Here is a 26,231-nt window from a genome sequence, read left to right as displayed (position 1 = left end):
CCGAAAAACAAACCCGAGAGGACGATTCCATGACCCCCTTCACCCGCACCGCCGTGGCGCTGGCGGTGGCTGCTGCCACGCACGCCAGCTGGTCCCAGACGCCAGAGCCCGACCGCGAATTGCCCGCGGTCAGCATCGTGGGCGGGCAGGACCGCGACAGCCTGCAGCTGGACCAGCGGAGCACCAGCGCATCGCGCCTGGGCCTCACGCTGCGCGAAACGCCCGCGTCGGTGGAGATCCTGTCGCAGGACGTGATCCAGGAGCGCGGCGCGCGCACCTTAAGCGAAGCATTGCGCGGTGCGGCCGGCATGGCAGGCGGGGGCACGCCAGCGGCACCCACCACGCTGTCGATGCGCGGCTTCACCAACGTGCTGTACCTGTACGACGGCGTGCGCATGTCCGGCGCAGGCGTGACCAACCGGGTGCAGGACACCTGGAACTACGAGCGCATCGAGGTGCTCAAGGGCCCGGCGTCGGTGCTGCAGGGCGACAGCGCCATCGGCGGCATCGTCAACTTCCAGACCAAGCGGCCCGACCGCAACAACCCCGGGCGCGAGGCCCTGCTGTCCTACGGCAGCTACGGCTCCACCCGGGCGGCGGTGGGCCTGGGCGGCGCCGTGGGCGAGACGGGCGCCTACCGCATCGACTACAGCCGCAACGACACCCGCGTGGGCACCATTGCGCGCAACAGCGAGAGGCTCGAGCACCTGACCACCGGCGTGTCGTTCGATCTGGCGCGTGCCACCCGGCTCGATGTGTCGTTCGACTATGCCCGCGACGAAGGCCATGCCTACTGGGGCACGCCGCTCGTTCCCGGCAGTCTGGCGACCCAGCCCACCAGCGTGGTCAGCACGCCCGACGGCCGGGTGGTGGACCGGCGCATCGCGCGCAACAACTACAACATCCTGGACGACAGGAACCAGTCCGAGGCCTACTGGCTGCGCGCCCGCATCACCCACCGCCTGACGCCCGAGTGGACGCTGCGCAACGAGCTCACGGCCAACCAGGTCGACCGGCTGTGGCGCAATTCGGAAAGCGCGGTGTTCACCGCCCCCGCGTCCATCACGCGCGACCAGACCACCATCGCGCACGACCAGCGCTACCTGTCCAACCGGCTGGATGCCGCGCACACAGGGCGTCTGGCGGGCATGGCGAACAAGTTCGTGGTGGGCGGCGAGATCAGCAAGACCGACTTCGACAACACGCGGCGCTTTTCCAACGGCTCGGCGGCCACTGCCACCAGCCTGCGCGTGCCGCTGTTCGACCCGGCCGTGGGCACCTACAACGACGACCCGGCGCTCATGGCGGGCGGCGGCAACCGCACCAACTTCACCTCGGACGTGCGCAGCACCTCGGTGTTTGCCGAAGACTCGCTCAAGCTCACCCCGGCCTGGACGCTGGTGGGCGGCCTGCGCCACGACCGCGTGGACGTGGACCGCAGCGTGGCCGACCTCAACCTGGGCACGTTCAGCGCCTTCGGCACGCGGTACTCGTCCAACTCGGCGCGGCTGGGCACGGTGTACGACGTCAGCGCGTCATCGTCCGTCTACGCGCAGTACACCAACGCCACCATTCCGGTGGGCTCGCTCTTCCTGCTGTCGGCGGGCAATGCGGCGTTTCCACAGTCCAAGGGCAAGCAGTTGGAAGTGGGCTTCAAGCAAAGCCTGGCCAGCGTGGAATGGACGGCGGCGGCCTACCACATCGCGCTCGACAACGTGCTCTCGCGCGACCCGAACAACGCCAACGTCACCATCAACAACGGCCGGCAGTCGTCGCGCGGGGTCGAGTTGGCCGCTGCGTGGCGCGCGACGAAGCAGCTCACGCTGTCGGGCAATGTGGCGGCGCTGGATGCGCGCTTCGACACGCTGACCGAGGCGGGCGGCGTATCGCGCGTGGGCAACACGCCGCCCAACGTGCCCGAGCGCATCGTGAACCTGTTCGCCAACTACCGGTTCAAGGGCCTGCCGCTCGGTCTGTTCCTGTCCATCAACCACACCGGCAAGATATACACCGACAACGCCAATCAGATCCGCATCAACGGCCACACCACGGCCGACGTGGCGGCCAGCTGGCGCATTAAGCCAGTGCTGCTGACCTTCCGTGTGCGCAACCTCACCGACAAGCTCTATGCCAGCTTCGCAGGCCGGGCCACCAGCCAGGTGCTGATCGCGCCGCAGCGCACCTTCGAGCTGTCGGCCCGGTATGACTTCTGACGCGAGGACTGCACCGTGCCCCTAGAATCGCCCCGTTGGTGCTCGCAGCATGGTTCGCATGCCGCAGTTCAACGGGAAGCAGGGAGGCACCACCGAACAGGACCGTGCCGCGCCTGCGCTGCCCCCGCAACGGTCAACGGATGGGTCGCCCTATGGGTGGCCCGCTCCCCTTATCTACAGCCACTGGACTGCCTTGAACAAGCACCTGGGAAGGCTTTGGGGGATTCTTCCGCCAGCCCGGATACCGGCCAACAAGTGGGTGGTGCTCTCTTGGAGCGCTGCCGTGACGCTCAAGCGCTGGCGGGAGGCTGGCGCCGGGCCTATCTGTTTTCCATCATCGTATGAGCCACTCTTTTCATCCCCTGCGGATGGCCGCGCTGCCGTTGGCCTTGGCCGCTGCTTTCCCTTTGCATGCCCAGACCGCAGGCACCTTGCCCGATGTCGTCGTGAAGGAGTCCGCCACACCCGGCCCGCTGCTCGAGCAGCGCACCGACAGCGCATCGCGCCTGGGCCTCACGGTGCGTGAGACACCCGCGTCCATCGACGTGGTGCCGCGCGAGGTGCTGGCCGAGCGCGGCCTGCGCACGGTGACCGAAGCCGCCCAGGCCGCAGTCGGGGTGACGGCGGGGGACTTTCCGGCCGAGCCCAGCGCGTTCTCGATGCGAGGCTTTGCCAACAGCCAGATCAACACGCTGTACAACGGCATCAAGATCGGCCCGCCCAACATGACATCCCGCGTGATGGACGCGGCCAACCTGGAGCGCATCGAGTTCTTGAAGGGCGCGGCATCGCTGATGTCGGGCGAGGGCGCCGTGGGTGGTGCCGTCAACTTCGTCACCCGCGCGCCGCACCGCGGCGCGGTGCAGAGCGAAGTGACCGGAGCGGTCGGCTCGTTCGGCGAGCGGCGCGTGGCCTTCGGCTCGGGCGGCACCACGGGCTGGAAGGACCTGGACTACCGCATCGACGTGAGCGGCTCGAACAGCGACGGCTTCGTCCACGACACCGGCCAGCGCAACCGCCACATCTCGGGCGGGCTCGACTGGCACGTGGCGCCGGGCGTCAAGCTCTTCGTGGCCGGCGAGGCCAAGCGCGACAACGGCAGCAGCTACTGGGGCACGCCGCTGGTGTCGGCCAACGCCCCGGGCATCCAGCCGGTGGGCGGCGTGGTGTCGGGCACCTATACCTCCAACTACAACGGCACGAACCTGGGCCCGGTGGCCATCGACCGCCGCACGCTGCGCACCAACTACAACGTGCAGGACAACCGCAACGAGGCCCGCGAGACCTGGCTGCGCGCGGGCGCCGACTGGCGCATCGACAGCGCCTTCACGCTGCGCACCCAGTTCTACCGCTACACCGCCGACCGCACCTGGTTCAACAACGAGATCGCCGCGTTCAATGCCACCACGGGCCTGGTGGACCGCGAGCGGTTCTTCCTCGCGCACGACCAGACATCGGTGGGCAACAAGACCGAGCTGCAGTGGGACAGCCAGGTGGCAGGCCGCGACAACCGCCTGGTGGCGGCGTTCGAATACAGCGACCTCGACTTCATCCGCCCCGGTGCGGCCAACTTCCCCGGCGACAGTGTGAGCCTGGTGAACCCGGCGCGCGGCACCTACGGCCCGCTCACGCAGCAGCGGCAGACCACCGGCATCCGCAACACCGTGCTGGCGCTGGAAGACCGCCTCAAGCTCACGCCCAGCGTGGCGCTCATCGGCGGCGTGCGGCACGAGTCCATCGAGCTGTCGCGCACCTCGGCCAACGCCCAGGGCGTGCAGCGCAACGGCTTTCCGTTCGACAAGACCTGGCGCCCCACCACGGGCCGCCTGGGCTTCACCTGGGAGGCTGCGGCGGGGACCACCGTGTACGGCCAGTACGGCACGGGCGCCGACGTGGCGGCCAACAACATCTTCCTGCTCAGCGGCACGCAGCCGCTGGACCTCACCCGCACCCGCAACGCCGAGGTGGGCGTGAAGCAGGGCTTCTGGCAGGACCGTGGCGAGTGGACCTTCGCGCTGTACGACACCAAGCGGCGCAACGTGTATGCGGGGCAGGGCGGCCAGACGCTGGCACGCGCCGGTGCCCTGCAGTCGCGCGGGGCCGAGGCCTCGGTCGCATTGCGGCCCGATGCGCAGTGGAGCATGTGGGGCAACCTGGCGCTCAACCGCGCGCGCTACCAGGACTACGCCCTGGCCGGCGGCGGGTCGCTGTCGGGCAACACACCGCCCAACGCGCCGCGCGTGGTGGCCAATGCGGGCGTGGGCTACCGCTTCGTGGCAGGCGTGCCGATGCAGCTGTCGGCCTCGGTGCGGCACGTGGGCGAGCGCTTTCACAGCGACGCCAACACCGTGCGCCTGGCCGCCTACACCGCGCTGGATGCGGCTTTGACGGTGGACGTGGCGCGCGGCGTGCAGGTCACGCTGCGCGGGCGCAACCTGGCCAACAAGGTGTATGCCGCCTGGTCGGACCCGTTCTACCCGGACCAGATCCTGCTGGGCGCGCCGCGCAGCGTCGAGCTGGCCGTGCGCTGGGCGCTATAAGCTCGCCGCATGTCTCCACCCCTGGCCACGCCCACCCCCGTGCTGCAGTTGCAGGCCGCAGGCTTTTGCACCGACGGCGGGCGCGAACTGCTGGCGCCCATCGATGCGACCGTGCACCGCGGCGAATGCGTGGCCCTGGTGGGGCCCAACGGCGCGGGCAAAAGCACGCTGCTGAAAATGCTGTGCGCACGCATCGCGGCCACGCACGGTGTGGTGCGGGTGCAGGGGCACGACCTGGCCGGCTGGCCCGCGCCCGACCGCGCACGCCACGTGGCGGTGCTGGCGCAGTCCGAATCGGTGGACCTGGGCCTGCTGGTGCGCGACTACGTGGCCATCGGCCGGCTGCCGCACCAGCACCGCGTGGCCCGGGCGGAACACGCGCGGGTGGTGGATGCCGCGCTGCGCACCTGCCGGATCGACACCCTGGCCGCGCGCAGGCTCTCCACCCTGTCGGGCGGCGAGCGCCAGCGCGCGCACCTGGCGCGGGCGCTGGCACAGGAGCCCACGCTGCTGCTGCTGGACGAGCCCACCAACCACCTGGACCTGGCGGCGCGCGCCGACCTGCTGGCGCTGGTGCGCGGCCTGGGCATCACGGTGGTGGCGGCGTTGCACGAACTGGGGCTGGTGCCATCCTTCGCCGACCGGGTGTGGATGCTGCAGGCCGGCCGCCTGGTGGCCGACGGCCCCCCGCGCGAGGCGCTGAGCGCGCAGCGCGTGGCCAGCGTGTTCGGCATGGAGCTGGTGCACACCCGGCACCCACGGCACGGCGGCACGCTGTGGTCGTTTGAAAGAGAGGCCGCGTGATGAAGGCAGTGCTGCAATCCTGGTTGTTGTCCATGTCGTTGCTGCTGGCTGCCGCAGGCCCCGCCGCTGCAGCGGGTGCCGTGGCGGGCTTTCCCGTCACCGTCTCCAACTGCGGCGACACCCTGCGCTTCGATGCCCCGCCGCAGCGCCTGGTGGTGCACGACCTCAACATGACCGAGATGGCGCTGGCCCTGGGCCTGCGCCCGCAACTGGTGGGCGTGACGGGCATCACCGGCTGGTACAAGTCCGACGCATCGCTGCGCGAGACCCTGGGCGACGTGCCCGAGCTCGCGCCCAAGTACCCCACGCTCGAGAACCTGCTCGCCGCGCGGCCCGACCTTTTCATGGCGGGCTGGTACTACGGCATGCAGCCCGGTGGCGAGGTCACGCCCACCACGCTGGCACGCCACGGCATCAAGACCCTGGTGCTGACCGAAAGCTGCGCGCACACGCTGCGCGACAAGCCCCGCGCCACCCTGGACCTGCTCTACGGCGACATGCTGCGCCTGGGCACGGTGTTCGGCCGCCGCGATGCCGCCGAGCGGCTGGTGGCCCAGTGGCAGGCGCGCGTGCGGGCCGCAGCGCAGCCTGCGCTGCCTGCCGCGCCGCGCGTGTTCGTCTACGACTCGGGCGAGGACAAGCCCTTCACCGCCGGGCGCGCCGCCATGCCCACCGCGCTGATCGACGCCGCTGGCGGCCGCAACGTGATGGACGGCCTGCCCATGAGCTGGGGCACCGCATCGTGGGAGGCCGTGGCGGCCAGCAACCCGCAGTTCATCGTGCTGCTCGACTACCAGAACGGCCAGGGCCCCGACCACCTGCGCCAGGTGCTGCAGTCGCACCCGGCCATGCGGCTCACCGACGCGGTGCGCAACGGCCGCTTCATCCCGCTGCGCTATGCCGAGCTCACGCCGGGCCCGGCCAACATCGGCGCCATCGAGAAGATCGCCTGCGCGCTGCGGGCCGTGCCATGACGCTGCCGCGCTGGGCCCTGCCGCTGGCCGCCGGGGCCGTGCTGCTGGTGCTGGCCCTGCTGTCGCTGACGATGGGCAGCACCCCGGTCGCGTGGCACGAGGCCCTGGCTGCGCTGGCGCGCCCCGGTGGTGGTGGCGCGGATGGTGCCATGGCCCAGGCCATCGTGCGCGACCTGCGGCTGCCCCGCGTGCTGCTGGCGCTGCTGGTGGGCGCCACGCTGGCCATGGTGGGCAGCCTGCTGCAGACCGTCACCCGCAACGACCTGGCCGACCCGTTCCTGTTCGGGCTGTCGTCGGGCGCATCGGCCGGTGCGGTGGCGGTGCTGGCCTGGGCGGGTGATTCGCTGGGCGCCTGGACCTTGCCGCTGGCCACCTTCGCCGGGGCCATGGTGGCCGCGGCGGCCGTGCTGCTGCTGGTGCGCCGCGCGGTGGGGCAGGGCCCGGCGCAGACGGTGCTGGCGGGGCTGTCGGTGTCGTTCCTGTTCGGCGCGCTGACGCACGCGCTGGTGTTTGCCGGCGACCAGCGTGCGGCGCATGCCGTGGTGTTCTGGTCCATGGGCGGCCTGGGCCTGGCGCGGTGGGACAACCTGTGGCTGGCGCTGGCGGGCCTGGTGGTGGTGGCGGCCTTCGTGGCGCTGCGGCACCGCGCGCTCGACGCGCTGCTGGCGGGCGACGACACCGCGCACAGCGTCGGCGTGGCGCCCGAGCGGCTGCGGGTGCAGGTCTTTCTCGTCGCTGCCGTGGCGGCCGCCTGCTGCGTGGCGCTGACAGGGGTGATCGGCTTTGTCGGGCTGATGGTGCCGCACGTCGCGCGGCGCTTCGTGGGCCCGCTGCATGCGGCGTTCGTGCCGTGCGCGGCCTTGCTGGGCGCCACACTGTTGCTGGGCAGCGACCTGCTGGCCCGCACGGTGCTGGGCGCGCAGGAGCTGCCCGTGGGTATCGTCACCGCGGGGCTGGGCGCCGTGTTCGTGATGCTGTGGCTGCGGCGTATCGCGGTGCGCTGAGGCTGGGCCCAGGTACCCGGCCGTCCAACGGCCATCGATTCAATTCCCCAATGAGTTGCAGCCAGGGTGGCGCTCTGGGCAGCGCTCGCCGATGCCTCCCGCCATCGATGTAGCCAGTCCCACATAGACATTTTGGGCGGAAAGTTATCTCTATATATTGTTTATCGTTTTAAATTCGTTATTTTAAGATTGACAGGTTATTTGAACTGCAACATACAGCCTGTGATCTTCTTCGCCCACCCGACCTATCGACTGGCTGTGCGCGCCCTTAACGCGCCACCTTCGCTCCCCGCCAGGAGCCAGCCATGAACTTCCAGCAACTGCGCTCCGTGCGCGAGGCCGTGCGCCGCGGCTTCAACCTGACCGAGGTGGCCAACATGCTGCACACCTCGCAGCCGGGCGTGAGCCGCCAGATCCGCGAGCTGGAGGAAGAGCTGGGCGTAGAGATCTTCGTGCGCGCCGGCAAGCGCCTCACGGGCCTGACCCCACCGGGCGAGGCGCTGCTGCCCACGGTGGAGCGCCTGCTGCTCGAAGCCGACAATTTGAAGCGCGCGGGCCAGGACTTCAGCGCCAGCGCGCAGGGGCGCCTGTCGGTGGCGGCCACGCACTCGCAGGCGCGCTACGCACTGCCCCAGGTGGTACGCGACTTCCGGGCGATGTTCCCGCAGGTGTCGCTGCACCTGCACCAGGGCTCGCCGCGCCAGGTGGCCGAGATGCTGATGTCCGGCGAGGCCGACATCGGCGTGGCCACCGAGGCGCTGGCGGGCTACGACGGGCTGGTCACGCTGCCCTGCTACCGCTGGACGCACAGCATCGTCGTGCCCCCGGGCCACCCACTGCTGGACCTGGCGGGCCCCGTGACGCTGGAGCAGCTGGCAGAGCACCCCATCATCACCTACGAGCTGGGCTACACCGGCCGCGCGCACATCGACGAGGCCTTTGCGCGCGAGGGCATCGCGCCCGACATCGTGCTCACCGCCATGGACGCCGACGTGATCAAGACCTACGTGGAGCTGGGCATGGGCGTGGGCATCGTCGCGTCCATCGCGGTGGATGCCGAGCGCGACCGCCACCTGCGCCTGATCGACGCGGGCCACCTGTTCGAGGTGAACCTCACGCGCCTGGGCCTGCGCCGCGGGGCCTGGCTGCGGGGCTATGCCTACCACTTCATCGAAAGCTTCGTGCCCACGCTCACCCGCGACGCGGTGGAGAAGGCGGTGCAGCAAAGCGCGCACGGGTTGGGGCAGGGCGGGGGCGATGCGGCAGTGGATGTGGCGGGGGTGGCCCCGGGGCATACCGATATCTGAATTTCTTCGTTGGCGCGGCGGGCCGAGGTTTCTACGCTGGGGGGTTTGTGACCTGCCTTCGGGCTTTTGTTTCGGGACCCCACCATGACCTCATCTTCCGCACCCGCCACGCCGGCGCCACGCGCGCCGCGCACCCTTCAACTCGGCCTGGTGCTGCACGGCGTGGGGGCCGGCTGGGGCGACTGGCGCCACCCGGACGCGGTGGCCGACGCCAGCACCAATTTCGCGTTCTACAAGGCCCAGGCGCAGCTGGCCGAGCAGGCGCGGTTCACCTTCCTGTTCGTGGCCGACAGCGTGCACATCACGCCGCGCTCCAGCCCGCACTACCTCAACCGCTTCGAGCCCATCACCATCCTGTCGGCCCTGGCGGCCGCCACCTCGCACATCGGCCTGGTGGCCACGCTCACCGCCAGCTACAGCGAGCCCTTCACGGTGGCGCGGCAGTTCGCCTCGCTCGACCACATCAGCGGCGGGCGCGCGGGCTGGAACGTGGTCACGTCGTGGCTGGACGGCAGCGCGCGCAACTACAGCCGCCAGGAGCACTACGCCCACGACGTGCGCTACCGCCTGGCGGGCGAGCACCTGGATGTGGTGCAGGGCCTGTGGGACTCGTGGGAGGACGATGCCCTGGTGCACGACAAGGCCACCGGCCAGTTCTTCGACGAAGACAAGCTGCACAAACTGGACCACCAGGGCGAGTTCTTTGCGGTGGAAGGGCCGCTGAACATCGCCCGCTCGCGCCAGGGCCAGCCCGTGATCTTCCAGGCCGGCGCCTCGCACGACGGCAAGACCTTTGCCGCGCAGCGGGCCGACGCCATCTTCTTTCACGCCGACACGTTCGAGGAAGCCCAGGCCTACTACCGGGACGTGAAGGCCCGTGTACGGGCCGAGGGGCGCAACCCCGACGAGGTGTTTCTGCTGCCTGGCTTTCGGCCCATCGTCGGCCGCACGGAGCAGGAGGCGGAGCAGCGTTACGAAGAGCTGGCTGCGCTCGTGCCCATCGAGAACGCCATCGCCGCGCTGGCGCGTCCGTTCAGCGACCACGACTTCTCGCAGTACCCGCTGGACGAACCCTTCCCGGACCTGGGCGACCTGGGCCGCAACAGCCAGCAAAGCGCGAGCGACCGCATCAAGCAGCACGCCCGCGACAACGGCCTGACGCTGCGCGAGGTGGCGCTGTGGCACGCCCGGCCCAAGCGCACCTTCGTCGGCACGGCGGAGCAGGTCGCCGATGAAATCCAGCGCTGGTTCGAGGGCGGCGCGGCGGATGGCTTCAACTTCTTCGAGGCGCTGCCCAACACCTCGCTCAAGGCCTTTGTCGAGCTGGCCGTGCCGGTGCTGCAGGCGCGTGGGCTGCTGCGCACCGAGTACGCTGCCGAGACCCTGCGCGGCAATCTGAGCCTGCCGGTGCCGGAGAACCGGTACACCGCACGGCGCAACGGGGCGGCGCGGGCGGCTGCTGCACCCGACGCCCCGTCCGCGTCGACGGTGCCCAGCGCTCAGGACGCCGTGCCTGCATGACGCTGGCCGCAGCCGCGACAGGGCTCGATCCGGCCAGTGATCGGCACCCCGGTGGGTGATTGACGCCCCGGGGTCCGTGAAGGAGTGGGCAGCCAGCCCGCGCCTGGCATCACAGGGGCCGCTAGTTCTGAATGAAAATGGCCTCTACCGCTTGATGGTCAAGCGCTAGAAGCTATTGAAATGATAGCGTTGGCCTGGCGCCCGCCGCTGGCGCATCAACGCGGCAGACACCCCGCCAGGCCTTTGTCCGCCGCTACATCGGCCAGAGACAACGGCGTGGTCTCGTCGTTCTGCGGCGGCGCCTTGGTCAGCCGCAGGCCATTGTTCCAGCGCCACCGCTGGCCGTCGAAGCTGTAGACGAAGGTGTGGGTGCGGTTGGAGCGCAGGTGCGCGGGCGTCAGCGTGATGGCCGCCGCCTGGGCCTGCGACCCGGCGCTGGCCTGCGCCACGTTGTCCTTGACCACGATCTTGCCCACGTGCGGCGTGATGGGCGACTCGGTGCGCGTGACCTCGCGCTGCACCTGCGCGGGGCTGTAGCCGGTCTGCGTCCACTGGCCTTCGTTGTCGGGCTGCACCGTGCGCTCCCGGCCTGCCAGCGACTGCGTGCAGGCGGCCACCAGCGTGTCGAAGTCTGCCTCGGCCGTGCTGGCAACTGCAGGCACGGCAGCCTGGGTGCCCAGGCCACCACCCACTCTGTCGCAGGCCGCCAGTGCCACCCCAGCGGCCACCACGGCCACGCAGAGCGCGGCACGCTGCAGTCTGCGGTCGGTGATGCTGGTCACGGTCATGTGGGGGAGCGGGAAGGCGGGTTCAGGAGGTTTGGCACCGGCCCATTGTGGCCGGCCTGCCCGCAGCCGCCTTGACCTGCATCAAGCGTGCGTGTTGCCGCTGGTTCCGTCGGTCCTGTCGTTCGCGGGGCCGCCGTCCCGCGCGCCTCGCACCGCCAGGGGCAGCCACACGCGGGCGGCCAGCCCCGTGGCCTGCGCACCGGGTTCTGCCTCGCCCAGCTCCAGCCGCCCGCCCATCAGCTGCGCATACCGCGCCACGATGGACAGGCCCAGGCCCGCGCCCTGGCCCAGTTGCAGGCCCGGGTCGCCCTGCGCCCAGCGCTGCTGCAGCTGCCCGGCCAGGTCGGGGCCCACGCCGGGGCCGTTGTCGGCCACGCACAGCACGGCGTGCTCGGCCTGTAGGTGCAGCGACACGGTGATGCGCGGCGGCTGGCCGCGGCCGTAGCGCAGCGCGTTGTCGAGCAGGTTGTGCAGGATGCCCTCCACCAGCGCCAGGTTGGCCTGCACTGCCACGGCGTGGTCCAGCCCCTCGGCACCCAGGTCCACGCCCAGCGCATCGGCGCGCGGCAGGTAGCGCAGCACGACCTCGCGCACGGCGGTGTTCAGTGCCAGGGGCTGCAGCGCCAGCGCGATACCGCATTCGGTCGCCCGGGCCAGGGCCAGCAGCTGGTCCACGGTGCGGCTCGCGCGCTGCTCGGCGGCGGCGATGCCTTCCAGTTCACTGCGCCACACGGCAGGGTCGCCGTGCGCCAGGGCGTGCGCCGCCTGGGTGCGGATGCCGGCCAGCGGCGTGCGCAGCTCGTGCGCCACGTTGCCGGCAAATTCGCGCTGCGCATGCAGGCTTTGCTGCACGCGGGCCAGCAGGCCGTCCAGCGCCTCGCCCAGGCGCTGTACATCGCTGGTGGCGGCGTGCTGCGTCAGGGTCTGGGGCAGCGGCTGCAGGTCGGCCGCGTCGCGGCGGTCCATGGCGTCCTGCAGGTCGCTCAGCGGCCGCAGGTCGCGCTCGATGCCGCGCAGCAGCCACGAGCCCAGCGCCACCAGCAGCCACAGCTGCGCCAGGCCCGAATACACCAGCAGCCGGCGCAGCAGCTGCGTGCGCTCGGCGGTGGTCTGCGCCATCACCACGGTGAAGGGCTGCGGCCCGTCGATGCGCAGGCTCACCCGGCGCAGCTCCCGGCCGTCGCGCCGCAATTGAGAGAAGGTGTGTGTGCTGCCGGGCGCGACGCCGTCGGGGGCCAGGTCCGCCTCGCCCGCCACCAGCGCGCCGCCGTCGCCGTACACCGCAAACCACACGGTCTCGCTCTGGTCGAACCGCAGCAGCCCGACCTCGCGCTGCGTCAGGTCCAGCTGCAGCGGCGCCGTGCCGGGTGCGGCGTCGCCACCGCGCACGTGCGCCGCCAGTGCATGCGCGTCGTCCAGCAGCGCGCGGTCGAAGGCCTCGGCCACAAAGTGGTTGCCCACGCCCAGCACCACGGTACTGCCCAGGCCCCAGATCAGCACCAGCGACAGCAGCACGTGCCGCCCGATGCGCTCGCGCAGGGCGGGGCGCTGGCGCGCGGGCGTCGTGTCAGCGGGGCGTGGCACTGCGCTCCACCTGCGATGCACGAGGCCGGCGCCGCGCAAGGGCCTCGGCGGGGCGGTGCCTCATTCTTCCTCCAGCAGGTAGCCCAGCCCGCGCAGCGTGCGGATGGCCGCGCCGCTGCCCGCGATCTTGCGGCGCAGGCGCGAGAACGACGCCTCCAGCGCGTTCTCGCCCAGCGCCTCGCCCGCATCGGACAGGCGCGACGACAGATCGCCCTTGCTCAGCACGCGGCCGGGCGGGGTCATCAGCTCCCACAGCAGGTCGAACTCGCGCGCGGGCAACTCCAGCGGCTGCCCGGCCACGCTCACGCGGCGGGCCTGCCGGTCCAGCGCCAGCTGGCCCACGGTCACCAGGTCGGCCGTGCCGCTGGCGCGGCGCAGCAGGGCGCGCAGGCGGGCTTCCACTTCCTTGAGTTCGTAGGGCTTGCCCAGGTAGTCGTCGGCTCCGGCGTCCAGGCCGGCGATGCGCTCTTCGGTGCTGTCGCGCGCGCTGAGCACCAGCACCGGCGTGCGGTCGCCGCGGGCGCGGGCGCTGCGCAGGGCGGTGAGGCCGCTGCCCAGGCCGCTGCGCGCGTGCGATGCATGGGGCAGGTTCAGGTCCAGCAGCACGGCGTCGAAGGCCTGCACCGCCCACCAGTGCTGGGCCTCTTCCACCGTGTGGGCCAGCTCGACGCGGTGGCCTGCGTTTTCAAGGCCCCGGGCCATGGTGCGGCTGAGCACGGGGTCGTCTTCCACCAGAAGGAGGCGCATGGTCGGTTCAAAGTTCTACGTGGAATTACGCATGGCCCAGATCAGCCAGCGATCAGGTTCGGTGGGGATAGTTGCGCCGTCAGCATACCCCAGCCACCGGTGCGGACCGGCTCGCCGGGGTGTCCCCCACAAGCTTTTCTGGAGACAACATTTCATGGTCAACCGCAACTTAGCCAGGGGCGTCGTCCTCATGGCGCTGGCGCTGGGCTTTGGCCTGCCGTCGGTGGGCTATTCGCTGGGCAAGCTCAGCCACGCCGGGCCCGGCCTGTTCCCGTTCATCGTGAGCTGCATGCTGTTCGCCATCGGCGTGATCACCGTGGTGCGATCGCGCCTGGTGGCGCCGGCGCCGCTGAATTTCCAGGTACGCAACATCTCGATCATCCTGGGCAGCCTGTGCGGCTTTGCGGCGCTGTCGCACTTCGTGAACATGATCGCGGGCATCGTGTTCCTGGTGTTCTGCTCGGGGTTTGCGGGCACGTCGTACTCGGTGGTGCGCAACCTCAAGATCGCCGCGGTGCTGGTGGGCATCGCCTTCATGTTCCAGAAGCTTCTGGGCGTCAACCTGCCGCTGTTCTGAGAGCACCACCATGGAAGTCCTCCACAACCTCGCGTTCGGCTTCGGCCACGCGCTCACGCTGCAGAACCTGATGTTCTGCGCCCTCGGCTGCACCGTGGGCACCCTGGTGGGCCTGCTGCCGGGCCTCGGCCCGCTGGCCACCATCAGCCTGCTGCTGCCGCTGACCTATTCCATCGACACCACCGGCGCGCTCATCATGCTGGCCGGCATCTACTACGGGGCGCAGTACGGCGACAGCGTGAGCGCCATCACCATGAAGATCCCGCACGCCAGTTCCATCGTGGCGTGCATCGACGGGTACCAGATGACCTTGAAAGGCAAGACGGGCCTGGCGCTGTTCACGGCGGGGGTGTCGAGCTTCATCGGCGGCACGGTGGCCATCCTGGTGCTGACCTTCCTCGCGCCCAGCCTGGGCGAGGTGGCCTTCCTGTTCGGCCCTGCTGACTACTGCGCGCTGATGCTGGTGGGCTTCGTGTGCGTGAGCTTCGTGACCACCGGCAGCCTGCTCAACGGCCTGGCCATGTGCATGGTGGGCGTGCTGCTGGGCTCGATCGGGACCGACGTGAACAGCGGCACGGCCCGCTTCACGCTGGACATGCCCTTCCTGGCCGACGGCGTGGGCATCGTGAGCATTGCGCTCGGGTGCTTCGGCATCGCCGAGATCACCAAGAACCTGGATGCGCGTGAAGAGCGCTCGCCCTTCAACGGCACGATCAAGCTCATCCCCACCTGGCCCGAGTTCAAGCGCATCATCCCCAGCGCGCTGCGGGGCAGCGTGGTGGGCTCCATCCTGGGCATCCTGCCCGGCGGCGGCCCGACGATCGCCCAGTTCGCAGCCTACGCGCTCGACAAGAAGGTCAGCAAGTACAAGCACGAGATCGGCAACGGCTCCATCGAAGGCGTGGCCGGACAGGCCGCTGCCGACGAGGCTGCCGCCCGCACCAGCTTCATCCCGCTGATGAGCATCGGCATCCCCGAGAACGCCGTCATGGCGCTGATGATGGCCGCGTTCATCATCAAGGGCATCCAGCCCGGCCCCAACATGATCGCCGGCCACCCCGAGCTGTTCTGGGGCCTGGTCGCCAGCATGTGGATCGGCAACTGCTTCCTGCTGATCCTGAACGTGCCGCTGGTGCGCTACTGGCTGTCGGTGTTCAAGATCCCGTACAACGTGCTGTTCCCGGCCATTTTGTTCTTCTGCTGCATCGGCACGTACAGCATCAACAACAACCTGGACGACGTGTTCATCACCGTGGCCTTCGGTGCACTGGGATACCTGTTCATGCGGCTCGAGATGGACCCGTCGCCGCTCATGCTGGGCTTCATCCTGGGCCCCATGCTGGAGGAGAACTTCCGCCGCTCCATGCTGCTGTCGCGCGGCAGCTTCGATGTGTTCGTCAACCGCCCCATCAGCGGCACGCTCATCGGCCTGATCGTGCTGTTCATCGCCTGGCAGACACTCGGCTTCTTCCGCCAGCGCGGAAAGGCCAAGGACCTGGAGGTGGTGGCACCGGCTGCGACCTGACGCCACCTGAAGAAACCACCTCAACGACCCGACAGATTGACTCTCTGTAAGCTGCCCCGGCAGCCTTGACAAGGCCGGTCACCCTGCGTGACCGGCCTTTTTTTTATCGCTGTGTCGCCCCAAGATGAAAAGCGGCCCCCTCGGGAGGCAGCGACCACACGAAGTGGGGAGCGTGGGGGTCATTTCTCACGCTTGCCACCACGTCGGCAGCAACGCCCGCACCTCGCTGCGCCCGAACCGGTCGTCCATCAGGTGCACCACGCCCTCGTCGCTGGGCGTGCGGATCACGCGGCCCGCCGCCTGCACCACCTTCTGCAGGCCGGGGTACAGGTAGGTGTAGTCGTATCCGTCGCCGAACAGGGCCTGCATGCGCTGGCGGATCTGCTCATTGACCGGGTTGACCTGCGGCAGGCCCAGCGTGGCCAGGAAGGCGCCGATCAGCCGGCGCCCGGGCAGGTCGATGCCCTCGGCAAACGCGCCGCCCAGCACCGCGAACGCAATGCCTTCGCTGGTGTCGGTGAAGCGGTCCAGGAACTGCCGCTGCTCGGCCTCCAGCATGCGGCGCGACTGGCGCCAGTGCGGCAGGTGCGGGTGGTTGCGCTCGAACACATCGGCCACCTGCTGCAGATACTCGTAGCTGCTGAAGAACGCCAGGTAGTTGCCCGGCCGCGCGGTGAACTGCCGCGCCATCAGGTCGGCGATGGGCGCCAGCGACGCATTGCGGTCCGGGTAGCGGGTGGAGATGTGGCGGGCCACCTGCACCTGCAGCTGCGCGCTGGCAAAAGGCGATTCCACATCCACCCACACATGCTGGTCGGGCAGGCCCAGCAGGTCGCCGTAGTAGCGCGCAGGCTGCAGCGTGGCCGAAAACAGCGTGCTGGTGTGCGCAGCCTGCAGGCGCGGCTGCAGGAAGGGCGCGGGCACCACGTTGCGGATGCACAGCGTGGAGCCGCCCGGCGCCGGTGCCTTGCCGGCTGTGCGCTGCGGTTGATGCGGGTGATGCGTGGGCTGGTGGGGCTGGTGGGGCTGGGTAATGTCCACCAGCGAATGCGTGTCCAGCAGCTCCGCCATGCGCACCAGGTGCAGCGCATCGAAGTAGAAGGCCTGCAGCGCCGCGTCGGGCTCGGCCGGGTGGTCGGCAAAGTGGTCCGACAGCGTGCTGCCGCACTGCTGCAGCGCGGCCAGCAGCTTGTCGGGTAAGGCATCGAAGACCGCGTAGTGGGCGCCAGCCGCGGTTTGTTCCTTGTCCAGCGCGACCCAGCAGCGGCGCACCTTGTCCAGCGCCTTTTTCACGGCGGGGTGGCGCGTGGCGGCGGGCGACTGGCGGGCGAGCGCCAGGCTGTCCGGGCGCAGCTCGGCCGTGTACATCTTGCGGCCGCGTTCCACCAGGTTGTGGGCCTCGTCCACCAGCAGCGCGGCGCGCCACTGGTTGGCCTGCGTCAGGCCATGGAGCAGGCCGCCCAAGTCGAAGTAGTAGTTGTAGTCGCCCACCACCACATCGGCCCAGCGCGCGAGTTCCTGGCTCAGGTAGTAGGGGCAGACCTGGTGGGCCAGCGCCACCTCGCGCACGCGGGCCTGCAGCAGCGGGGCCGGGCCCTGGCTGCCGCCTTCGGTGGCTGGGGCCACGGCGGCGGCGCGGGCCGCAGGCAGCCGGTCGTAGAAGCCCTCCGCCAGCGGGCACGACTCGCCGTGGCAGGCCTTGTCGGGGTGTTCGCAGGCCTTGTCGCGCGCCACCAGCTCCAGCACGCGCAGCGGCAGGCCAGGTGGCGTGGTGGCAGGTGAGGCCAGGCGCTCCAGCGCATCCAGCGCCATCTGCCGGCCCGAGGTCTTGGCCGCCAGAAAGAACACCTTGTCGATCTGCTGCCCCGGCATGGCCTTGAGCAGCGGGAACAGCGTGCCCATGGTCTTGCCGATGCCCGTGGGCGCCTGGGCCAGCAGGCAGCGGCCCGACGCGGCGGCCTTGTACACCGCCTCGGCCAGCGGGCGCTGCCCGGCGCGAAAGGTGCCGAACGGAAACGCCAGCGCACCCAGGGCCGCATCGCGCGCCGCACGGTGCGCCACCTGGGCCTCGGCCCAGGCGAGGAACCGCTCGCACTGCGCCTCGAAGTGCTGCTGCAGGTCGGCCGCGGTGTGGCGGTCGGTGAACACGGTTTCCTTTTGCGTGCCGATGTCGAAGTACACCAGCGCCAGGTCGATGTGGCTCCAGCCCTCCTGCTGGCACAGCAGCCAGCCGTAGATGCGCGCCTGCGCCCAGTGCAGCGCGCGGTGCGATGCGGGTTGCCGGTCCAGGCGGCCCTTGAAGGTCTTGACCTCGTCCAGGCGCTGCTGCGCCGCATCGACGCCATCGGCCCGGCCGCGCACGCGCAGCGTCTTGTACTGGCCCGCCAATGCCACTTCGGCGCGGTAGCCAGCGCCCCGGCGCGTGGCCACGGTGGCATGGCCCGCGATGCCCTCCAGCGCCGTGGGCGCCGGGGTGAAGCGCAGGTCCAGGTCGCCCTGCTTGGCGGTGAACTCGCACAGCTCGCGCACCGCCACGGTGTAGGTCATGGCGGGGGCTCGGCGCAGGGTGGGGCGGGGAGGTCGCCGGCCAGCGTGTCGCCGGTGGCCGAGGCGTCGTTGGCCGATGCATCGTTGGCGGGCACCGCGGTCTGCCCTGCCGCATGCCCCGCCGTCTGCTCCGCAGCTTCTGCGGCCTCGCCCAGGTGGGCCTGCGCCAGCTCGGCCTCGCTGCGCATCGGCGTGGCCTTGCACAGCGCCATCCACACCGCAAACGGCAGGGCGCAGCTGGCATGCCGCGCGGGCCGCAGCAGCTCGAACCGGCTGTGCGCGCCATCGTCCAGCTTGCCGTGCAGCACCCAGATGCCGAAGTGCTCCGGGATCTCCTCCGGCTGGGCGATGCCTGCCGGGAACACGTAGTAGCACTCCTCGCACAGCCACTGGTAGGCCTGGCGCTTGGCGTCGTGCCGCAGGTCCGACAGCAGGTCGGCCCGGCTCGCTTTGACCTCGTGCACCATGGGCTGCAGGTAGGCCGGCACGGACGTGTTGCGCACCGAAAACAGGTCGGGCCGTGCCATGCGCCACACGTTGGCGGCGGCGCGGGCTGCGGGCGAATCGGTGTCTTCGTTCCACAGCGGGGTGCTGCGGCCTTGGCCGATGGGGGTGGGGGCGGTCGGCAGGGCGGCGTCCGCAGCGGGGAGCGTCTGCGGCGCCGGCCCGTCCACCACCGCGCGCAGTGACAGCTCGCGCCACACGATGCGCCCCGCCGCCAGCAGGTGCTCGGCGAACCTGGCGGCCAGCCGGTCGTGCGTGCTCAGCGCCCGCACGCTGCGCTGGCGTGCCACGGCCAGCGTGCGGATGCCCTCGTCGGTGAGCCGCAGGGACTCGAACCCCTCGGGCGACACCTGCAGCACCACCAGTTGCGCGGCCAGCAGGTCGATCTCCAGCGCGTCCTTGCACGGCCAACCCGCCGAGCGCCAGATTTGCATGAGGCGCGTGCGGTGAAAGCGGGTGAGCTGGATGGCGGGCGCAGGGGCCGATGCGGGGGAGGGCAGAGCCGTCATGGGGTGGTGGGGTCGGCAGGCTGGGCACTGATTTTAATCACAGTGCCTGCAGATGCTCAACACGGGGCCGTGATCATGCGGGGAGCGAGGGGTTTGGGGGGTATTTTTGGACTCCAGCGCTCACTGCATAAGCGGTAAATGCTATAAAAAATATAGTGCCTTGCGAGAGGGCTGAGGGGGTTCCGAATCTCCTCCTCGCGTCACGATGGCGTTCGGCAATGCCCTGTGACCGGGTGCACCACCGCACCGATTCGCCCCGCACGGCATCGGCCGCGACCGAGGCAGGCGATGCAGAGCAGAGCGCGTGCATCGCGCCGGTCAACCAGCGCTATCGCAGTCAGTGGGCCCGTTCCGCGTGGCGCCTGATGGCTCTGGCTATGGTCAAGGCACCTGGCACCGCAGCACATACCGGGGCCGCGGTGTGACCTGCGTTGGCGCAGAGCTATCTGCGGAATGCGGCCGCCAGCCATGGCGATTGCAGCAAAAAAATCGTTGCGACGGGATGAACTGTTGAATGCATTCAACAAGCGGTTGAATGCCGATGCACGTCCCTAGAATCCGCCGCAACGCAGCCCGACCGATGCGGCAACCCCACGCTGGCGTGCCGCCCAGGCCGGGCCAGCGCAGCCCGCTGACGCAGTGGCCCCCACAGCCACACGCCCTGCATCCACCCCACCACCCACGATCACCGCGTTTTTTGCCAGAGCTTTGCCGACGTGCCGCGCAGCCACCCTGCGCTCGCGCAGCGACGGGAGGCGCAAGAACCACCACAAGGACACCCACCGTCGATGCGCACCCCTGAACTCGCAGTGCTGGACCTGACCTCGCGCATCGGCGGATACGCACTGGCCCACCTGGGCGTGGCGGGCGCATCGGGCCATGGCGCCTGGGAACGCCTGCCGCTGGGGGAGGTTGCGGGCGCCCCCGAGATCAGCTGGTACCGGCCGGCAGCCCTGGCCGACCTGAAGAAACTGCCTGCGCAGCCCGACGCACTGGCCGTCCTGGTCGGGCCCGGCGTCTTCACCATGCTGCCGGCCATCCTGGCGCTTGGCACCGTGCGTTCCGCGCCCGCGGTCTGGTTCGTTCTCTTGCCCAACGCGGTGATGGAAGACATCGAAATCACCAGGTTCCTGGGCGCCCAACGGCGTGCCGGCGTGCACAAGTACCAGTTGCCCAACAGCGACCCGCAGACGCTGTGGTTCGTGCTGATGGAGCAGATGGGAAAGATCCCGCGCGTCAACGATTATTTCAACGAAGACAGAAGGCCTGACGATATGAGTTCGAATCTGAAGAGTTCCATGGATGCCGCGATGACCATCGACGGCGCACAGGCGGTCGCCCTGGTCGACTACCGCAGCGGCATGTGCCTGGCCCAGGCGGGGGGCGGCATGAACCTGGACCTGGCGGCGGCCGGCAACACCCGGGTGGTGCAGGCCAAGCTCAAGACCATGGAGGCCCTGGGCATCAAGCGCGGCATCGAGGACATCCTCATCACCCTGGCCGACCAGTACCACCTGATCCGCCTGGTGCCCAACAATGACGGGCTGTTCCTGTACCTGGTGCTGGACAAGGCCAAGGGCAATCTGGCCCTGGCTCGCTACAAGCTCACCGACATCGAGCGGTCGTTGAAGGTCTGAGCCGCGCGGCGCGCCCCCCGCGGTGACGGGGGCTGTGCGGGCCGGGTGCGCGGGAAGAGGGCGTCACAGGGCGCCAAGGATGCGCCCCGGATGCGCCCGCTCACCACTCCGCAAAGCTCCCGTCCTTGTGCCGCCACACCGGGTTGCGCCACCGGTGCCCCTGCTGCGCACGTTCGCGCACGTACTCCTCGTTCACCTCGATGCCCAGCCCCGGTCCGTTCGGTATGGCCACCATCCCGTCCTCGTACGCAAACACTTGCGGGTTGGACACGTAGTCCATCAGGTCGTTGTCCTGGTTGTAGTGGATGCCCAGGCTTTGCTCCTGGATGAAGGCGTTGTAGCAGACCGCGTCCAGCTGGAGGTTGGCGGCCAGCGCGATGGGGCCCAGGGGGCAGTGCAGGGCCAGGGCCACGTCGTAGGCCTCTGCCATGGTGGCGATCTTGCGGGTTTCGGTGATGCCGCCGGAGTGCGACGGGTCGGGCTGGATGATGTCGGCATACCCCTCCTGCAGCACGCGCTTGAAGTCCCAGCGGGAGTACAGGCGCTCGCCCAGGGCGATGGGGGTGGACGAGATACGCGCGATCTCTTTCAGCGCCTCTTCGTGCTCGCTGAGCACGGGCTCCTCGATGAACATCAGGCGGTAGGGCTCCAGCTCCTTGATCAGCACCTTGGCCATGGGGCGGTGCACCCGGCCATGGAAGTCGACGCCGATGCCCACATGGGGGCCCACGGCCTCGCGCACCGCGGCCACGTTCTGCAGGCAGCGCTCCACCTTGTCGTAGGTGTCCACAAACTGCATTTCTTCGGTGCCGTTCATCTTCACGGCGGTGAAGCCCCGGGCCACGGCGTCCCGCGCCTGCTGGGCGGTTTCGCTGGGGCGGTCGCCGCCGATCCAGCTGTACACGCGGATGCGGTCGCGCACGTTGCCGCCCAGCAGCTCGGACACGGGCACGCCCAGGGCCTTGCCCTTGATGTCCCACAGCGCCTGGTCGATGCCGGCCAGGGCGCTCATGTGCACGCCGCCACCCCGGTAGAAGCCGCCGCGGTACAGCACCGTCCAGTGGTCTTCGATGTGGCGCGGGTCCTTGCCGATGAGGTAGTCGCCCAGCTCTTCGACCGCGGCGGCCACGGTCTGCGCGCGGCCTTCCAGGATGGGCTCGCCCCAGCCGACGATGCCTTCGTCGGTTTCGATTTTCAGAAAGCACCAGCGCGGGGGCACCAGGAATGTGGTCAGTCGGGTGATCTTCATGGGAGGGCGGATGGAAAGGAAGCCGTGGGAATGCAAATGCGGTTGAGGAGCGGCAACGCAGCGATAGGACGTCTAGGCAGCCGGGCCCGTGGCGGCATTGGGGTGCGCACCGTGTGCCGGGCTGTAGGCGTCCTGCCACGCGGTGACGAACGCAACGGCCTTGGCGGCCACGTCGCCTGCGCTGTCGCCCGGGCGGTACAGGGCCGAGCCCAGGCCGAAGCCGCTGGCCCCGGCCGCTGCGTAGGTGGCGATGCTCTCGGGCACGATGCCGCCCACCGGCACCAGCGCCATGGGCGGGGTGATGACCGCGCGCCAGGCTTTGAGCACATGCGGCGGCAGCGCCTCGGCCGGAAAGAGCTTGAGCATGTTGGCGCCCGCCGCCAGCGCGGCATAGGCCTCGGTCAGCGTGGCCACGCCGGGTGCGCAGGCCATGCCGGACGCGCGGGCGGTGCGGATCACCGCGGGGTCGCTGTGGGGCATGACGATGATCTGCCCGCCCGCGGCGGCCACGTCAGCGCAGGCCTCGGCCGTGATCACCGTGCCCGCGCCCACCAGGCAGTCGGCGGGCAGCGCATTGCGCAGGGCGCGGATGCTGGCCAGGGGCTGTGGGGAGTTCAGCGGCACCTCGATAATGCGAAACCCCGCGTCGTACAGCACGTGGCCGATGGCCACCACCTCGTGCGGCTGCACGCCGCGCAGGATGGCGATCAGGCCGCAGGCCTGCATGGTGCTGAACAGGTTCTTGTCGATGGGGTTCATGCGGCGTGGCTCCTGGGGAATGGGGTGCGTTCTGCGTCCGTTGCTGCTGGCAGCCCGGCGGCGAGCCCAGCAGCGATGGCGATCTGCCACAGGCCCGTGACGGTGGCCTGCGCAGCGATGGTGGGCTGTGTAAATCCATAGGCCTGCAGGGCGATGGCGTAGCGGCGGCACAGGTCGGCCTCGCCGCACAGCACCAGCGGGATGGGGGCGGCGCCAGTGGGCGGGTGCAGGCGCGCCAGGCTGGCGATCTCGTGCCCGATGAGGATGCCCGACAGGTAGTCCGCCTGCGCAGCGGCGGGCAACGCGCCCGTCAGGCCCAGCGTGCGGGTGCTGAAGATGTGCGACAGCAGGCCCAGCGCCGCATCGCTGCCGCGCGCCACCTGCAGGCCCTGCGCAAAGGCGGCGTCGTCAGGCGCAGCCGGTGTTTGCATCGTCTTGCCCAGGATGGTGTGCCCGCGCAATGCGGCAAACACTTCGCCCGTCATGAAGGTGTGGAACCCCTGGATGCTGCGCCGGGCACCGTCGCCCTGCGCCACCACCCACTTGCTGTGCGTGCCCGGCAGGCCGACCAGTACAGGGCCTGGGCTGGCGACGGATGTGTCGGCCAAGACACCCAGCACCTGCGTTTCCTCACCCCGCATCACGTTGGGCAGGCCCGTGCGCTGCAGCAGCCCGGGCACGATGTGCAGGGGGGTGCCGCTGCCACGCTGCACCACGGTCAGCCCGCGCGCGAGGTCGTCCAGCGAGGTGGGGGTGTCCAGGTATTGGGCTTCGCGCCAGCCCTGGGCGCTGCCCACCATGCCGCAGGCCAGCACCGGCACCGAGGGTAGGGTGGCCAGCCAGTCGCCGCAGGCGTCCTGCAACGCACGCTCGAATGCTGCGCCGGGCTTGGCATCGGCCTGGCCCGCGGGTACCGGGGGCAGGTTCATGATGCCCCAGGGGCGGCTGCGTTGCTCCAGCACCTGCCCGCGTGCACCCAGGCGAAAGGCGCGCAGCGAGCTGGTGCCCCAGTCCAGGGCCACCAGGCGGGTGTCCGAGAGGTTGGCGGTGTTGGCCATGGCGTGTTTACCGGCCCCAGCGCAGCACCAGCGGGTCCAGCCGGCGTGCGATGTCGATCAGGCCCCGGCGCACCTCAGGGTGCATGGCCGGAAAGGGGTGGCGGCCCGCTTCGCAGGCGATCACGCCGCCTTCCTTCATCAGCGCCTTGGCGGTCAGGATGCCGCCCTGGCGGTTTTCGTGGTTGATGAGGGGCAGCCAGCGCTGGTACAGCGCGAAAGCCTGGTCCATGTCGCCCTGGCGGTGGGCTTCGATGATGGGGCGGATGCCGTCGGGGAAGGCGCCGCCCGTCATCGCGCCGGTGGCGCCGGCATCCAGATCGGCCAGCAGGGTGATGGCTTCTTCGCCGTCCCACGGGCCTTCGATGGCCGCGCCGCCCAGGCGGATCAGCTCGCGCAGCTTGCTGGCGGCGCCGGGCACTTCGATCTTGAAGTAGGCCAGGTGCTCGATCTCCTGCGCCATGCGGGCCAGGAACGGGGCAGACAGCACGGTGCCGCTCGCGGGTGCGTCCTGCACCATGATCGGAATGCGGATCGCATCGGACACGCGGGCATAGAACTCGTGGATCTGCGCTTCGGGCACGCGGAAGGTAGCACCGTGGTAGGGCGGCATGATCATCACCATGGCGGCGCCCATGTCCTGCGCGGCGCGGCTGCGCTCGGCGCACACGCGGGTGCCGTATTGGGTGGTGGTGACGATGACCGGCACGCGGCCGGCCACATGCTCCAGCGAGACGCGGGTCAGCGTCTCGCGCTCGGCGTCGGACAGCGAGAACTGCTCGGAGAAGTTGGCCAGGATGCAGACGCCGTCCACACCGGCGTCGATCATGAAGTCGAGGCAGCGCTTTTGGCTCTCGATGTCCAGGGTGCCGTCTTCATGGAACGTGGTGGGCACCACCGGGAAGATGCCGCGGTAGCGTGGGCTCTGGAGGGAAGGCGTGGCTGGCATGGCGGAGGATGGGTGAAATTTGAATGAAATGCGGCTCTAGCGCTTGTCTGGAAAGCGCTAAAAGCTATGAAATATGTAGCGCGTCCGGTAGCGGATGGGCCACCGGTATCAGTGCGAGTGACGAGGGACGGCAGAGCCGCGGCAGCCGACCAGGAAGTCGAAGTCGCAGCCGTCGTCGGCCTGCAGCACGTGGTCCACATACAGGCGCTGGTAGCCACCGCGCCCGCCCATGTCGGTGCTGGCCAACGCGGCCAGGCGCGCGGCCAGTTCCTCGTCGCTGATGTCGAGGTGCAGGCGGCCTTGCTCGCAGTCCAGCTCGATGAAATCGCCATCGCGCACGGCGGCCAGCGGGCCACCCGCGGCGGCCTCGGGCGCCACATGCAGCACCACGGTGCCGTACGCCGTGCCGCTCATGCGCGCGTCGGAGATGCGCACCATGTCCTTCACGCCCTGGCGCAGCAGCTTCGGGGGCAGGCCCATGTTGCCCACCTCGGCCATGCCGGGGTAGCCCTTGGGGCCGCAGTTCTTCATCACCATCACGCAGCTGGCGTCGATGTCCAGGTCCTCATCGACGATGCGCTCCTTGTAATGCTCCAGGTTCTCGAACACCACGGCGCGGCCGCGGTGCTTGAGCAGTTCGGGCGACGCGGCAGAGGGCTTCAGCACCGCTCCACGCGGCGACAGGTTGCCGCGCAGGATGCAGATGCCGCCGTCGGCGATCAGCGGGTTGTCGATGGTGCGGATCACCTCGTCGTTGTACTGGGGCGCCTCGCGCACGTTGTCCCACAGCGTCTTGCCGTTGACGGTCAGTGCGTCGGGGTGGGGCAGCAGGTTGTTTTCGCCCAGGCGGCGCAGCACCGCCGGCAGGCCCCCGGCGTAGTAGAACTCTTCCATCAGGAAGCGGCCCGAGGGCTGCAGGTCCACCAGCGTGGGCGTGCCGCGGCCGATGCGCGTCCAGTCCTCCAGGTCCAGCTGCACGCCGATGCGGCCCGCGATGGCCTTCAGGTGGATGACCGCGTTGGTCGAGCCGCCGATGGCCGCGTTGGTGCGGATCGCGTTCTCGAACGCTTCGCGCGTCAGGATCTTGGAGAGCGTGAGCCCTTCGTGCGCCATCTCCACGATCCGCCGGCCCGACATGTGGGCCAGCACGTAGCGGCGCGAGTCCACCGCGGGTATGGCCGCGTTGTGCGGCAGCGATGTGCCCAGCGACTCGGCCATGCAGGCCATGGTGCTGGCCGTGCCCATGGTGTTGCAGGTGCCGGCGGAGCGGGACATGCCGGCCTCGGCCGCGAAGAACTGGTGCTCGTTGATCTCGCCGGCCTTCAGCGACTCGTGCAGGCGCCACACGGCCGTGCCCGAGCCGATGTCCTTGCCGTCGAGCTTGCCGTTGATCTTGGGAACTCCAGTGACAATGATTGATGTCTTTTGGCTTATGTTT

Annotated in this window: 20 protein-coding genes and 1 riboswitch; of the genes, 10 read left to right on the top strand and 10 right to left on the bottom strand. The window is 69.7% G+C overall.

Features of this window, described 5'->3' with window-relative positions; genetic code table 11:
• Positions 1-29 precede the first annotated feature (29 nt).
• The 7 genes from ACIGHN_RS18650 to ACIGHN_RS18620 all read left to right on the top strand — a co-directional run bounded on the left by ACIGHN_RS18650 (position 30) and on the right by ACIGHN_RS18620 (position 10,363).
• Complete coding sequence (locus tag ACIGHN_RS18650) at positions 30-2,213, top strand: TonB-dependent receptor (RefSeq protein ID WP_396505527.1); 2,184 nt, start codon at positions 30-32, stop codon at positions 2,211-2,213.
• Between the two features lie 19 nt (positions 2,214-2,232).
• Positions 2,233-2,481: riboswitch (cobalamin riboswitch) on the top strand.
• A 73-nt stretch (positions 2,482-2,554) separates the two neighbouring features.
• Positions 2,555-4,753 carry a TonB-dependent receptor gene (locus ACIGHN_RS18645; protein WP_396505526.1) on the top strand — a complete coding sequence of 733 codons (2,199 nt, stop codon included), beginning with the start codon at positions 2,555-2,557 and terminating at the stop codon, positions 4,751-4,753.
• Positions 4,754-4,762: 9 nt separating this feature from the next.
• Positions 4,763-5,557 (top strand): ABC transporter ATP-binding protein, encoded by a 795-nt coding sequence (locus tag ACIGHN_RS18640; RefSeq protein ID WP_396505525.1) that lies wholly within the window; start codon positions 4,763-4,765, stop codon positions 5,555-5,557.
• A complete protein-coding gene (locus tag ACIGHN_RS18635) occupies positions 5,557-6,531 on the top strand; it encodes an ABC transporter substrate-binding protein (protein ID WP_396505524.1) in 975 nt (324 codons plus the stop codon). Before ACIGHN_RS18640 ends, ACIGHN_RS18635 begins: the two co-directional genes overlap by 1 nt.
• Entirely contained in the window at positions 6,528-7,535 is a 1,008-nt protein-coding gene (locus tag ACIGHN_RS18630) for a FecCD family ABC transporter permease (RefSeq protein ID WP_396505523.1), read from the top strand. Before ACIGHN_RS18635 ends, ACIGHN_RS18630 begins: the two co-directional genes overlap by 4 nt.
• A gap of 305 nt (positions 7,536-7,840) precedes the next feature.
• Entirely contained in the window at positions 7,841-8,842 is a 1,002-nt protein-coding gene (locus ACIGHN_RS18625; protein WP_396505522.1) for a CysB family HTH-type transcriptional regulator, read from the top strand.
• A gap of 84 nt (positions 8,843-8,926) precedes the next feature.
• Positions 8,927-10,363: an LLM class flavin-dependent oxidoreductase gene (locus tag ACIGHN_RS18620; protein WP_396505521.1), complete on the top strand. Its 1,437-nt coding sequence runs from the start codon at positions 8,927-8,929 to the stop codon at positions 10,361-10,363.
• 215 nt (positions 10,364-10,578) lie between these two features.
• Here the strand turns inward: ACIGHN_RS18620 and ACIGHN_RS18615 are convergent, their stop codons facing one another.
• From ACIGHN_RS18615 to ACIGHN_RS18605, 3 genes are all read right to left on the bottom strand, one after another.
• Positions 10,579-11,151 (bottom strand): hypothetical protein, encoded by a 573-nt coding sequence (locus tag ACIGHN_RS18615; protein ID WP_396505520.1) that lies wholly within the window; start codon positions 11,149-11,151, stop codon positions 10,579-10,581.
• Between the two features lie 81 nt (positions 11,152-11,232).
• Positions 11,233-12,735 carry a sensor histidine kinase gene (locus ACIGHN_RS18610; RefSeq protein ID WP_396505519.1) on the bottom strand — a complete coding sequence of 501 codons (1,503 nt, stop codon included), beginning with the start codon at positions 12,733-12,735 and terminating at the stop codon, positions 11,233-11,235.
• Between the two features lie 60 nt (positions 12,736-12,795).
• Positions 12,796-13,482 carry a response regulator transcription factor gene (locus ACIGHN_RS18605; protein WP_396505518.1) on the bottom strand — a complete coding sequence of 229 codons (687 nt, stop codon included), beginning with the start codon at positions 13,480-13,482 and terminating at the stop codon, positions 12,796-12,798.
• A 154-nt stretch (positions 13,483-13,636) separates the two neighbouring features.
• On the opposite strand from ACIGHN_RS18605, the gene ACIGHN_RS18600 reads away from it, so the two are divergent.
• Together ACIGHN_RS18600 and ACIGHN_RS18595 are read left to right on the top strand one after the other, a co-directional pair.
• Positions 13,637-14,059, top strand: a complete 423-nt coding sequence (locus ACIGHN_RS18600) for a tripartite tricarboxylate transporter TctB family protein (RefSeq protein ID WP_396505517.1) — start codon at positions 13,637-13,639, stop codon at positions 14,057-14,059.
• 10 nt (positions 14,060-14,069) lie between these two features.
• A complete protein-coding gene (locus ACIGHN_RS18595) occupies positions 14,070-15,584 on the top strand; it encodes a tripartite tricarboxylate transporter permease (protein WP_396505516.1) in 1,515 nt (504 codons plus the stop codon).
• A gap of 186 nt (positions 15,585-15,770) precedes the next feature.
• Here ACIGHN_RS18595 and ACIGHN_RS18590 read toward each other — a convergent pair whose 3' ends face one another.
• Entirely contained in the window at positions 15,771-18,131 is a 2,361-nt protein-coding gene (locus tag ACIGHN_RS18590; protein ID WP_396505515.1) for a helicase C-terminal domain-containing protein, read from the bottom strand.
• A complete protein-coding gene (locus ACIGHN_RS18585) occupies positions 18,128-19,144 on the bottom strand; it encodes a hypothetical protein (protein WP_396505514.1) in 1,017 nt (338 codons plus the stop codon). The genes ACIGHN_RS18590 and ACIGHN_RS18585 overlap by 4 nt, the downstream gene beginning before the upstream one ends.
• Before the next feature lie 788 nt (positions 19,145-19,932).
• On the opposite strand from ACIGHN_RS18585, the gene ACIGHN_RS18580 reads away from it, so the two are divergent.
• A complete protein-coding gene (locus tag ACIGHN_RS18580) occupies positions 19,933-20,781 on the top strand; it encodes a hypothetical protein (protein ID WP_396505513.1) in 849 nt (282 codons plus the stop codon).
• A gap of 100 nt (positions 20,782-20,881) precedes the next feature.
• On the opposite strand, the gene dgoD is transcribed toward ACIGHN_RS18580, so the two are convergent.
• From dgoD to ACIGHN_RS18555, 5 genes are all read right to left on the bottom strand, one after another.
• Entirely contained in the window at positions 20,882-22,030 is a 1,149-nt protein-coding gene (dgoD, locus tag ACIGHN_RS18575; RefSeq protein ID WP_396505512.1) for a galactonate dehydratase, read from the bottom strand.
• 72 nt (positions 22,031-22,102) lie between these two features.
• Positions 22,103-22,789 (bottom strand): 2-dehydro-3-deoxy-6-phosphogalactonate aldolase, encoded by a 687-nt coding sequence (locus ACIGHN_RS18570; protein ID WP_396505511.1) that lies wholly within the window; start codon positions 22,787-22,789, stop codon positions 22,103-22,105.
• Positions 22,786-23,847, bottom strand: a complete 1,062-nt coding sequence (locus ACIGHN_RS18565; protein ID WP_396505510.1) for a 2-dehydro-3-deoxygalactonokinase — start codon at positions 23,845-23,847, stop codon at positions 22,786-22,788. The genes ACIGHN_RS18570 and ACIGHN_RS18565 overlap by 4 nt, the downstream gene beginning before the upstream one ends.
• A gap of 7 nt (positions 23,848-23,854) precedes the next feature.
• Positions 23,855-24,793 carry a dihydrodipicolinate synthase family protein gene (locus ACIGHN_RS18560; protein ID WP_396505509.1) on the bottom strand — a complete coding sequence of 313 codons (939 nt, stop codon included), beginning with the start codon at positions 24,791-24,793 and terminating at the stop codon, positions 23,855-23,857.
• 108 nt (positions 24,794-24,901) lie between these two features.
• Positions 24,902-26,231, bottom strand: a 1,330-nt coding sequence (locus ACIGHN_RS18555; protein WP_396505508.1) for a dihydroxy-acid dehydratase, incomplete at its 5' end; no start/stop codon positions are given.

The organism is Acidovorax sp. NPDC077693, from assembly GCF_044542805.1.
GTDB lineage: Bacteria > Pseudomonadota > Gammaproteobacteria > Burkholderiales > Burkholderiaceae_C > Acidovorax.
This window is presented reverse-complemented; position numbering and strand designations above follow the sequence as displayed.

Excerpts from the sequence above, each read along its gene's own strand:
- ACIGHN_RS18650 (WP_396505527.1), top strand. The coding sequence starts at position 30 with ATGACCCCCTTCACCCGCACCGCCGTGGCGCTGGCGGTGGCTGCTGCC.
- ACIGHN_RS18645 (WP_396505526.1), top strand. The coding sequence starts at position 2,555 with ATGAGCCACTCTTTTCATCCCCTGCGGATGGCCGCGCTGCCGTTGGCC.
- ACIGHN_RS18640 (WP_396505525.1), top strand. The coding sequence starts at position 4,763 with ATGTCTCCACCCCTGGCCACGCCCACCCCCGTGCTGCAGTTGCAGGCC.
- ACIGHN_RS18635 (WP_396505524.1), top strand. The coding sequence starts at position 5,557 with ATGAAGGCAGTGCTGCAATCCTGGTTGTTGTCCATGTCGTTGCTGCTG.
- ACIGHN_RS18630 (WP_396505523.1), top strand. The coding sequence starts at position 6,528 with ATGACGCTGCCGCGCTGGGCCCTGCCGCTGGCCGCCGGGGCCGTGCTG.
- ACIGHN_RS18625 (WP_396505522.1), top strand. The coding sequence starts at position 7,841 with ATGAACTTCCAGCAACTGCGCTCCGTGCGCGAGGCCGTGCGCCGCGGC.
- ACIGHN_RS18620 (WP_396505521.1), top strand. The coding sequence starts at position 8,927 with ATGACCTCATCTTCCGCACCCGCCACGCCGGCGCCACGCGCGCCGCGC.
- ACIGHN_RS18615 (WP_396505520.1), bottom strand. The coding sequence starts at position 11,151 with ATGACCGTGACCAGCATCACCGACCGCAGACTGCAGCGTGCCGCGCTC.
- ACIGHN_RS18605 (WP_396505518.1), bottom strand. The coding sequence starts at position 13,482 with ATGCGCCTCCTTCTGGTGGAAGACGACCCCGTGCTCAGCCGCACCATG.
- ACIGHN_RS18600 (WP_396505517.1), top strand. The coding sequence starts at position 13,637 with ATGGTCAACCGCAACTTAGCCAGGGGCGTCGTCCTCATGGCGCTGGCG.
- ACIGHN_RS18595 (WP_396505516.1), top strand. The coding sequence starts at position 14,070 with ATGGAAGTCCTCCACAACCTCGCGTTCGGCTTCGGCCACGCGCTCACG.
- ACIGHN_RS18590 (WP_396505515.1), bottom strand. The coding sequence starts at position 18,131 with ATGACCTACACCGTGGCGGTGCGCGAGCTGTGCGAGTTCACCGCCAAG.
- ACIGHN_RS18585 (WP_396505514.1), bottom strand. The coding sequence starts at position 19,144 with ATGACGGCTCTGCCCTCCCCCGCATCGGCCCCTGCGCCCGCCATCCAG.
- ACIGHN_RS18580 (WP_396505513.1), top strand. The coding sequence starts at position 19,933 with ATGCGCACCCCTGAACTCGCAGTGCTGGACCTGACCTCGCGCATCGGC.
- dgoD (WP_396505512.1), bottom strand. The coding sequence starts at position 22,030 with ATGAAGATCACCCGACTGACCACATTCCTGGTGCCCCCGCGCTGGTGC.
- ACIGHN_RS18570 (WP_396505511.1), bottom strand. The coding sequence starts at position 22,789 with ATGAACCCCATCGACAAGAACCTGTTCAGCACCATGCAGGCCTGCGGC.
- ACIGHN_RS18565 (WP_396505510.1), bottom strand. The coding sequence starts at position 23,847 with ATGGCCAACACCGCCAACCTCTCGGACACCCGCCTGGTGGCCCTGGAC.
- ACIGHN_RS18560 (WP_396505509.1), bottom strand. The coding sequence starts at position 24,793 with ATGCCAGCCACGCCTTCCCTCCAGAGCCCACGCTACCGCGGCATCTTC.